At 69.2% G+C, this 9,374-nt stretch carries 10 protein-coding genes; 9 read left to right on the top strand and 1 reads right to left on the bottom strand.

Going from position 1 to position 9,374, the window contains the following annotated elements; translation table 11 throughout:
• Positions 1-281 precede the first annotated feature (281 nt).
• On the bottom strand, positions 282-1,940 hold the full coding sequence (locus tag QQ657_RS53755) for an AMP-binding protein (protein WP_284750233.1): 1,659 nt from the start codon (positions 1,938-1,940) through the stop codon (positions 282-284).
• A gap of 129 nt (positions 1,941-2,069) precedes the next feature.
• Here QQ657_RS53755 and QQ657_RS53750 point away from each other — a divergent pair, with 129 nt between their 5' ends.
• From QQ657_RS53750 to QQ657_RS53710, 9 genes are read left to right on the top strand one after another with little or no spacing between them, the layout of a single operon-like run.
• On the top strand, positions 2,070-3,692 hold the full coding sequence (locus QQ657_RS53750) for an AAA family ATPase (RefSeq protein ID WP_284750232.1): 1,623 nt from the start codon (positions 2,070-2,072) through the stop codon (positions 3,690-3,692).
• Positions 3,689-3,904, top strand: a complete 216-nt coding sequence (locus QQ657_RS53745) for a DUF2997 domain-containing protein (RefSeq protein ID WP_284750231.1) — start codon at positions 3,689-3,691, stop codon at positions 3,902-3,904. The genes QQ657_RS53750 and QQ657_RS53745 overlap by 4 nt, the downstream gene beginning before the upstream one ends.
• Positions 3,892-4,467 (top strand): 4Fe-4S single cluster domain-containing protein, encoded by a 576-nt coding sequence (locus QQ657_RS53740; protein WP_284750230.1) that lies wholly within the window; start codon positions 3,892-3,894, stop codon positions 4,465-4,467. Before QQ657_RS53745 ends, QQ657_RS53740 begins: the two co-directional genes overlap by 13 nt.
• Positions 4,464-4,907, top strand: a complete 444-nt coding sequence (locus QQ657_RS53735; protein ID WP_284750229.1) for a hypothetical protein — start codon at positions 4,464-4,466, stop codon at positions 4,905-4,907. The genes QQ657_RS53740 and QQ657_RS53735 overlap by 4 nt, the downstream gene beginning before the upstream one ends.
• Positions 4,904-6,112 (top strand): hypothetical protein, encoded by a 1,209-nt coding sequence (locus QQ657_RS53730; RefSeq protein ID WP_284750228.1) that lies wholly within the window; start codon positions 4,904-4,906, stop codon positions 6,110-6,112. The genes QQ657_RS53735 and QQ657_RS53730 overlap by 4 nt, the downstream gene beginning before the upstream one ends.
• A 33-nt stretch (positions 6,113-6,145) precedes the next feature.
• Positions 6,146-6,838, top strand: a complete 693-nt coding sequence (locus tag QQ657_RS53725; protein ID WP_284750227.1) for an ESX secretion-associated protein EspG — start codon at positions 6,146-6,148, stop codon at positions 6,836-6,838.
• A gap of 44 nt (positions 6,839-6,882) precedes the next feature.
• Positions 6,883-7,407, top strand: coding sequence for a hypothetical protein (locus QQ657_RS53720; protein ID WP_284750226.1), 525 nt, complete (start codon positions 6,883-6,885; stop codon positions 7,405-7,407).
• Positions 7,404-7,955, top strand: coding sequence for a DUF3558 family protein (locus tag QQ657_RS53715; protein ID WP_284750225.1), 552 nt, complete (start codon positions 7,404-7,406; stop codon positions 7,953-7,955). The genes QQ657_RS53720 and QQ657_RS53715 overlap by 4 nt, the downstream gene beginning before the upstream one ends.
• Before the next feature lie 14 nt (positions 7,956-7,969).
• A complete protein-coding gene (locus tag QQ657_RS53710; protein WP_284750224.1) occupies positions 7,970-9,358 on the top strand; it encodes a hypothetical protein in 1,389 nt (462 codons plus the stop codon).
• Positions 9,359-9,374: the final 16 nt, after the last annotated feature.

Below are 9,374 nucleotides of genomic sequence, written 5' to 3'. Positions count from 1 at the left end.
CGTTCCCCGATCACTTGGTTGCTGACCTTCGACAAGCCAGAAACTAAGCCGGACAACGGCGTGCGCCCCTTCACGCCACGCTCAACCACCCACACATCGGTGCAAAGAGCCCGTTAAAGGCCATGAAGGTGCCCCTCATGTACTCACCAGTCCCAGGCGCGGAGCCGCTCGTTCCCGCGGTTCCAGTCGTTCCCACGGGACCAATCCCAACCTCGAGTCACGTTCACTCCCTTCGCGAGACATACCTTGCGAAGCTGTAACGCCCGACCGCGCCGGCCGGTTTAGGCGTGCTTCGTCGACGCCGCTTTTTCCAAGCCCAGCAACGTGATCGACTTCTCGCGCATCTCGACCTTGCGGACCTTGCCCGTGACCGTCATCGGGAACTCCTCGACGAGCTGCACGTACCGCGGGATCTTGTAGCGCGCGAGCTTGCCTTCGCAGAACTCGCGCACCTTTTCCGCGGTCAACGGCTGCGCGCCCTCGCGCATCTGGATCCACACCATCAGCTCTTCGCCGTACTTCTCGTCCGGGACGCCGATGACCTGGGCGTCCCGGATGTCCGGGTGCGTGTAGAGGAACTCCTCGATCTCCCGCGGGTACAGGTTTTCCCCGCCGCGGATGACCATGTCCTTGATGCGGCCGGTGATGTTGACGTACCCGTCGGCGTCCATGACCGCCAGGTCGCCGGTGTGCATCCAGCGGGCCGCGTCGATCGCCTCGGCCGTCTTGTCCGGCTGCTCCCAGTACCCGAGCATCACCGAATACCCGCGCGTGCACAGCTCGCCCGGCTCGCCGCGCGGGACCGTCAGGCCGGTCTCCGGGTCGACGACCTTGCTCTCCAGGTGCGGCCCGACCCGCCCGACCGTCGACACGCGACGCTCGATGGAGTCGTCGGCGCGGGTCTGCGTCGACACCGGAGACGTCTCGGTCATGCCGTAGCAAATGGACACCTCGGCCATCCCCATCCGGTCGATGACCTGCTTCATCACCTCGACCGGGCACGGCGAGCCCGCCATGATCCCGGTCCGCAGCGACGACAGGTCGAAGCTCCCGAAGTCCGGGTGGTTCAGCTCGGCGATGAACATCGTCGGCACGCCGTAGAGGGAGGTGCACTGCTCGGCGGCGACGGCGTCGAGAGTCGCCTGTGGGTCGAACGCCGGCGCCGGGATCACCATGCACGAGCCGTGGCTGGTGCACGCGAGGTTGCCCATCACCATGCCGAAGCAGTGGTAGAAGGGCACCGGGATGCACACCTTGTCCTGTTCGGTGTAGTTGCACAGTTCGCCGACGAAGTAGCCGTTGTTCAGGATGTTGTGGTGGCTGAGCGTGGCGCCCTTGGGGAAGCCGGTCGTGCCCGAGGTGTACTGGATGTTGATCGGGTCGTCGGCCGAGAGGGTCGCCTGCAGCCCGGCGAGCGTCGCCGGATCGCCCTGCCAGCCGGCGTCCATCAGCGCCTGCCAGCTCTCACCGCCGAGGATCACGACGTGGTCGAGCGCGGCGCACTTCCCGCGCACCTCGTCGACCATCGCGGGGTAGTCGGAGGTCTTGAACTTGTCCGAGGCGACCAGCAGTTTCACGCCGGCCTGGTTGAGCACGTACTCGAGTTCGTGCGACCGGTAGGCGGGGTTGATGTTGACGAGGATCGCGCCGATCTTCGCGGTGGCGTACTGGAGGAACGTCCATTCCGCCCGGTTCGGCGACCAGATCCCGACCCGGTCCCCCTTCCCGACACCCTGCGCGACGAGGCCCAGCGCGAGCGCGTTCACCTCGGCGGCCAGCTCCCGGTAGGTCCACCGCCGGCCGGCGGTCCGGTCGACGAGGGCATCACGACCCCCGAACGCGGCCACCGTCCGATCGAAGTTGTCACCGATGGTGTCCCCGAGCAGCGGAACCTCGGAGATCCCCGAGGCATAGCTCGGCAGGGCGGGCGCGTCAGGCATGGTGCCTCCCGTAGACGTCTTCGTCGGGCCTGGTGAGTCTAAGAACGGAACGCGCCGGTCGCGACTGCTCGGAGCCGTTTCGAGATCAGGGCGCTGGTAATGTCCGGGCGGACTTCGAGGGGGCGATCGATGGCCGGCCAGGGGTTTCGCGATGAGCTGACCCAGTTGCTGCAGGCTCGGTACCCGCTGCTGGTCGTCGAGACGCACGAAGAGCAGCGGGTGCTGCGGGAGATCCGCGCCGTCGCCGAAGACCAGCAGCGGCTGCGGACCCCTCGCCGCGTCTACGTCTGGTCCTCCACCACCGGCCTCGCCCCGGCCGGCGGCCCGCCGATCAGCGAAACCCGCGCCGCGTCCGCCGCGCTCGAACGCGTCTACGGCTGGGGTGAGCCCGCCGTCTTCGTCTTCGCCGACCTGCACCCGCAGCTGGTCTCCGAAGGCGGGCACCGGCCGGACCCCGAGGTCGTCCGGCGCCTGCGGGAGCTCGCCGCCGCGTTCAAGACCCGGCCCGTGCCGCTCAGCCTGATCCTCGTGTCGCCGTCGCTGCCCGTGCCGCCGGAGCTGGAGCACGACGCCACCGTCGTCGACTTCCCGCTGCCCGACCAGCGCCAGATCGGCGAGCTGCTCGACGGCATGGTCGCCGCGCACCGGCAGAACGTCCGGATCAGCATCGACCGCGACGACCGGGACATGATCGTCGCCGCCGCGCGCGGCCTCACCCTGCCCGAGGCCGAGAACGCGTTCGCCAGGGCGCTCGTCGAAGGCGGCGGCCTCGACCCCAGCGACCTCGAACTGATCCTCGCCGAGAAGCGCCAGGCCGTCCGACGCTCCGGGATGCTCGACATCGTCCCCGCGGAGACGAGCTTCGACGCCGTCGGCGGCCTCGACCGGCTCAAGCGCTGGCTCACCAAACGCACCGGCACGTGGACGCCCGCCGCGTCGGCGTACAACCTCGCGGCGCCGAAGGGCCTGCTGCTCACCGGCGTCCCCGGCTGCGGCAAGAGCCTGTCCGCGGTGTGCGTCGCGAACATGTGGCGGCTGCCGCTGCTGCGCCTGGACCTGGGCCGCGTCTTCGCCGGCCTGGTCGGCTCCAGCGAGAAGAACATCCGCACGGTCATCCGCACCGCCGAAGGCATCGCGCCGTGCGTGCTGTGGGTCGACGAGATCGAGAAGGGCCTCGCCGGCGCGGGCGGCGGAGGCGACGGCGGCACCGCGCGCCGCGTCTTCGGCACGTTCCTGTCGTGGATGCAGGAAAAGACCGCGCCGGTGTTCGTGATGGCCACCGCGAACCAGGTCGGCTCGCTGCCGCCGGAGTTCCTCCGCAAGGGCCGCTTCGACGAGATCTTCTTCGTCGACCTGCCCTCGGCGCCCGAGCGCGTCGCGATCTGGCGGATCCACCTGCGCCGGCGCGTCACCGACGCGTTCGTGGCCAGTGAGCTGCGGCTGGACGACGCGCTGTTCGCCGAGCTCGCCGACGTCAGCGCGGGCTACAGCGGCGCCGAGATCGAGCAGGCCGTGCTGGCCGGCCTGGTCGACGCGTTCGCCGAGAAACGGCCGCTGCGCCGCGACGACCTCGTGCGGGCGGTGAAGACGACCGTGCCGCTGTCGGTCACCCAGGCCGACGAAATCCTGGCCATCCGGAACTGGGCCGAGACCCGTGCCGTCGCGGCGACGGACACGGAAGCCGAGGTCGAGGCGGCCCCGGTCGCACCGCCGCTGCCGGAGTCCCCGAGGGGAAGGACGATCGACGTATGACGCACCGCGTGACCGTCACCATCGGCAAGGACGGCTCGATCAGCGCCGAAACCCACGGCGTGACCGGGTCGAAGTGCCTCGACTACATCCCGCTGCTCGAAGACCTGCTGGGCGCGGAGACCGTGACGTCGGAGTTCACCGAGGACTACCGGCGCACGTCCGCCCAGGCGGAGAACACGGCGTCGCAGCAGCAGTCGCAATGGAACTCCTGAACCTCCACCGGATCGTCGACGTCACCGCGGCCGAAGGCCCCGGCCTGCGGTGCGCGGTGTGGACGCAGGGCTGCTCGGTGCGCTGCCCCGGCTGTTTCAACCCGCAGACGTGGACGACCCGCGGCGGGACGCTCGTACCGTGGCAGGACCTGGTTTCGCGCGTCCTGGCGATCGACGGCATCGAAGGTGTCACGCTGCTCGGCGGCGAGCCGTTCGACCAGCCTTCACCCTTGGGCGAGTTCGCCGCGGCCGTACGCGCCGAGGGGCTTTCGGTGATGACGTTCACCGGGAACGTCCTGGAGGACCTGCCGCCGTCGAAGCTGCTCGATGCGACGGATCTGCTGGTCGACGGCCCTTTCCTGGCCGACCGGCCGGAGACCTCACGGCCGTGGGTGGGCTCGGTCAACCAGCGCTTCCACTTCCTGACCGACCGCTACGACGAGTCGATCTTCACCACCCCGAACCGCCTGGAACTCACGATCGCCCCGGACGGCGCGATCGAGCTGAACGGGTTCGCCACCACCGAAGTACTCGAAGCGCTGCTCGAAGGGGATCACCGATGAGTGTCACGCTCAAGCTGCGCAGTGAGGCGCTGGCCCAGCTCAACGCCGCCACGATCGCCGCGCACGCGCAGGCGCAGCCCGGCGTCGTCACCGTGCGGACCCGGATGCGCCATCGCGACCTGCTCGCCCGGGCGCTGACCGGGCTGCGCGCGCAGGTCACCGACGACGGCAATTCCGTCGTCGCCGCGTGGGAGGGAAGGCGGATCACGTTCGTCTACGGCCCCGAAGGCGTCCAGATGGCCCACGTCGACGGCCCTGGCCTCGCGGAGGCCGAAGCCCAGCGGCTGGTGCTGTCGGTCGACGAGGCGTACGCGGCCGAAGTGCAGCGCGCCGTTCTTGCCAGGCTTAAGGAGCGCGCGGCTTCGAACGGGATGGTCGTCGAATCCGAGCGCGTCAACGCCGACCAGTCGATCAGCGTCACCCTGGCCGCCACGTCGTGACCGAGGTCAGGGTCGGGCTGATCGAGTTCGGGAAGGCGCTCAACGACTCGGTCACCCTCCCCGGCCTCGGGGAGCTGCCCGGCGGTCAGGTCAGCATCGGGCGCGCGGTCCGCGGCGCCCGCGCGCGGCTGAAGCGCGCCGACCGGATCCTGGCGGACAACCTGCGCCTCGGGATCATGGTGCGGAAGAAGTTCTTCTCGAGCGACCTCGAGCCGGTGACCGACGCCGGGTTCCTCAAGGACGTCTTCGTCGCGGTGGGGCGGCGCGACCTCGGCAACGGCGACGCGCTGGAGCTGTACACCGACGACCGGGTCGGCCCGGACCTGAGCGGCCAGGACGGCGTGGCGCAGGTGGTCGCGCCGGCGTACGACCAGCTGACCGGGTTCCACGTGCAGGTGCTCGTCCGGGAGGGCGTCCTGCGGTTCGGGGCGTTGACGGCGTTGTCGCGCGGAGGCCAGCCGATGCGGGTGCTCGGGCTGTTCGGTCCCGGACCGGTGGAGGAACTGCCGGCCGGGCAGCCGGGCACGGTGCTGCTCGGCTTCCAGTGCGACGTGCCGCCGATGGCGGGTGACGCGCTCACGGCGTTCCACGAGCCTTCTCACGACCACTTGGAGCGGCGGGAAGGCGTCGCCGTCGTGCACGGCCTGAACGACCTGGGCAACGGTTCGGTGGTGGCGGCGGTCGAGGTCCCGGAGGGGCGGGGCTCGGTGTTCACGGTGGGCACGCGGGCGCGGGTGCTGCGGCCGGCGGGGACGACGTTCAACGAGCGGAGCACGGTCATCGCATCGGACCTTCGGATCCTGTCGCTGGCGACGGGCGGGGTGGCGGCGCGGACGAACGGCGGGGCGCGGACGTTCACCGTCGGGCTGGCGTTCCGGGACCTGCACCAGAACGACACGATCGAGGCCTACGTCCCGGCGGACGCGCCGGTGCTGGCTCCGCCGCCTGTTGCTGCTCCTGCCCCTGCTCCTGTTGCGCTCGTGGACGTCAACGCGGCTTCGGGGCCGGAGCTGGCGCGGCTGCTTTCGCCGGAGCAGGTGGCCAAGGCGCTGGAGTTGCGGCAGCGTCAGGGCGGGTTCCCGGACGTGGAGGCGTTCGGCGTCGCGATCGGGTTACAGCCACACGAAATCGTCCGCTTGCGCAAACGGGCGACGGCCGGCCGGGTGGCGTTGCGCGAGACGGGTGTGCGGCAGCTCGACATCTGAGCGCGGGGTGGCCGTTCCGCTACGCTCGGGGACGTGCCGGAGGAATTTTCACTGGGCCTGGCTGAGGTCGACGCGGCGGTCCGGCGTACCGGTCTTCCGGCTAACTGGCACCCGTTCGAAATTCGCAGCCCCGGCCGCACGCTGACGGAGAACGAACGCATCGCGGCTTCTTCGTGGGAGTCCATGCGGTCGCGGGGTCTCGCGGGTCCGGACAAGCTGGACATCGAGGTGGAGCAGACGCTCCGGGCGTGGACCCAGCCGGACGTGCTGGTCGTCGTCCGCGCGGTGGAGGAGGGCCGCACGGTGTTCTACCGCGCGGCCATCGGCCACGGCCTGGGGGTGTTTTCGGAGCTGGCGGGCGAGGAGGTCCTGTTCGCCCAGACCCGCCCGGACCGCCTGGCCGACCTGGTGGTGGGCATGCTCCCGGCGTACCGTCCGGTGCCGTTGGCGGAGCTGACGTTCATCGAGCCGGGCACCCGCCGCGACGCGGACGCGGCGACGGAGTTCTCCTCGTGGCCCCTGCACCGCTACGGCACGTTCGAGCTGTCGGTTCGTGTGGCGGACGTCCTCCGGCCGACGGGAACGGTGACGTTCGTGGACAACGCGGGCGGCCGCTTCCTGATGTTCAGCGAGGCGCTACCGGGCGGCGAGACCCGGGTGACGTTCACCCCATCGGATGGTTCTCACCTGCGCAGGTGGCTCCACGAGCGTGGCCGGAACCACTGACGCGGCCGGTTCGTCACTAGTACAGTGCGAGAGGACCACGCAGGGTGGTAACGGACGACTGGGAGGGCGTCATGGGCGGTTCGCAGTTCGGCGCACCGGGATCGTTCACACCCCCGGCCGGCGAAGGGGACGCGGGGTCGAACTTCATCTCAGGCCTGCTCACCGGACCGGTGGATGACCAGGCCGCCCGGCAGGTCGGCGAAGGTGGTCGCCACCTGAAGTCTCTCGCCGAAAGCGGCCAGTTCGCCGTGAACGAAGAAGGCTTTCAGGCCTATATAAAGGCCTGCGACTACTTCATCGATGGCTTCGACGACATGATCTTCGAAGTCTATAAACTGGCGAGCCCGGCCCAGATGGGTGGCAGCGACTACGCGAAGGCCGTAGCCGGATTCAACGTGCAGGTCGCCAACGGCGACCCGGAATCGCTGATCCCCAACCTCGAGAAGATGCGTGACGGTGTCCGCCAAGCGCGCGAAGCCATGGTGATTGCGCGCAAGAACTACCGCGAGACCGAGGATGCCCACAGCACGACGTTCGCGCAGCTGAGCAAGGGACTGCAGGAGAAGTGATCGCACGACGCGGCTCTATCGCGTTCGCCGCCCTGGCCGTGGGGCTGGGCCTCGCCGCCTGCACGAGCGAGGTCGGCGGGCAAGCGAACCCCAGCACATCGGTTTCCACGACGAACAGCGCGACCGCTGATCCCAGCAACCCGTTCGCGGGGCTGAGCGCTTGCACCGTCCTCGACCAGGCCCTCGCCGGACAAGGCCTCCCCCAGGCCGTGCCGGGGGTCGCGGACCCGAACAACACCTGCAAGATCAACAGGCCTACCTCCGGCACCACACCGGGTCTGGTTGTTGGGCTGATCCTCCAGGCCGGCGCGAGCTACAGGGACAACGTCAACAATCCGGCCCAGGCCAGCGAAGGAACGGTCAACGGCCGCCCGGCCATCGAGGAGCAGGAGCCCCTGCACGTGAAGGGCCAGTGCGCCGTCCGGTTCCAGGTGCGGGATTCGCGGGCCTTGATGTCGATCAGCTTCGGGTCGGACACCGCGGGCGCCTGCCAGCAGGCGAAGGACATCGCCCCGAAGGTCGAGCCACTGCTGCCGAAGAACAACTGATACGGAGTCCTGTCATGAGTCAGCCGCACCGGGCGCAGCATCGCCAGTCCGAGGGTGACTACTACGCGGAAACCGCACAGAAGCTTCAAGGCCACAGCGCCGACGGCCAGCGCGTCACTCAACAGGCCGCTTCGGACTATTCCGTTGCTCAAGGAAAGCTCCTGCAGGAAGGGCAAACCCTGCGGTCCGGTGCTCCGGCACCCAACGAAAACTATGCAAACCAGCCGCATGAAGTCCTGTACGACATGATTCACAAGAACCTGAATCTCGAGGACCTGAACGAGCGCAGCAGGGTGGCCAACACCTACGGCAACTGGCTCGCCGACGCCTCCAACCAGTTCCGCGACGCCGCGACCGCATCCGGCGGTTCCTGGCAAGGCCCCGCCGCTGACCAGGCGAACGGCTTCTTCCAGAGCACCGCCGGCCACACCGAACAAACCGGCAGCGCGATGCAGCTGGCGTCGAACCACTACTCCCAGCAGTCGGCCGCCGCGTCGTATGCCAAGAACAACATGCCCGAGCCCACCGGCTTCAACCAGCAAGCCGAGCTCGACAAGGCGAAACAGCAGTACAACTCCGGCGACCTCATCGGCATGAGCGGCACCATGGCCGGCATCCAAGCCAAACAACAACAGGCCGACGCCGCCCACCAGCAAGCCGTCCAAGTACTCCAAAACCTCGACGGCACCTACCACGAGACCGCCAGCTCCCAACCCACCTACGCGCCGCCGCCACAACTCGGGAGTGACTCCACCTCCGTCTCCGGCTTCCACGGCACCAGCAGCACCAGCTTCACCGGCACCCCCACAATCGGCGGCACCGGCCCAGGCGGGACGAGCGGCAGCTACGTCCCCGGCGGCACGACCCCACCCGGAGTCACGCCCCCCGGCACCACGCCGCCGAACTTCGTGCAGCCCGGGACCACCAGTGGGATCGGCGGGACGAACTTCGGCGGCGGCAACACCGGCCTCCGCGGCGGGCCCGCCCCGAGCGCCTTCCCGCGGATGACGCCGGACGGCCTCGCCATGCCAGGCACGACAAGCGGCACCTCAGGTGGCGGTGACATCACCCGCGGCAAGTCCGGTGCCGGGCGCGCCGGGGCCGGGTTTGCCGGCTCGCGTGTCTCCGGGGGCGGCCTCACCGGTGGTCCCAAGGAAAGCGAAAGTGCCAAAACCGGCGGGAAAGCGCCAGGTGAACGCCTCGAACGCGGTGCCACCGCCGCCGCGGCCGCGAAGGGCAAGGGCTCCGGTGCCGGCGCCGCTGGTGCGGGAGCCGGCAAGAAAAAGGAAGACGACAAAGAGCACAAGAACAAGTACGCCGTCGATGAGGATGTCTTCGACCTCAAGCCCGAACGCGGCCCGGACGGCGAAAAGATCGTCAAGCCCACCATCGGGGAGTCGTAAGGGACAACCCCTGAAT

The sequence above is a fragment of the Amycolatopsis ponsaeliensis genome (assembly GCF_030182635.1).
Lineage (GTDB): Bacteria > Actinomycetota > Actinomycetes > Mycobacteriales > Pseudonocardiaceae > Amycolatopsis > Amycolatopsis ponsaeliensis.
Note: the sequence above shows the minus strand (reverse complement) of the source record. Positions and strands in the feature narration are given on the sequence as shown.

Coding starts and splice junctions, on each gene's coding strand:
- QQ657_RS53735 (WP_284750229.1), top strand. CDS start 4,464: ATGAGTGTCACGCTCAAGCTGCGCAGTGAGGCGCTGGCCCAGCTCAAC.
- QQ657_RS53750 (WP_284750232.1), top strand. CDS start 2,070: ATGGCCGGCCAGGGGTTTCGCGATGAGCTGACCCAGTTGCTGCAGGCT.
- QQ657_RS53755 (WP_284750233.1), bottom strand. CDS start 1,940: ATGCCTGACGCGCCCGCCCTGCCGAGCTATGCCTCGGGGATCTCCGAG.
- QQ657_RS53740 (WP_284750230.1), top strand. CDS start 3,892: ATGGAACTCCTGAACCTCCACCGGATCGTCGACGTCACCGCGGCCGAA.
- QQ657_RS53710 (WP_284750224.1), top strand. CDS start 7,970: ATGAGTCAGCCGCACCGGGCGCAGCATCGCCAGTCCGAGGGTGACTAC.
- QQ657_RS53745 (WP_284750231.1), top strand. CDS start 3,689: ATGACGCACCGCGTGACCGTCACCATCGGCAAGGACGGCTCGATCAGC.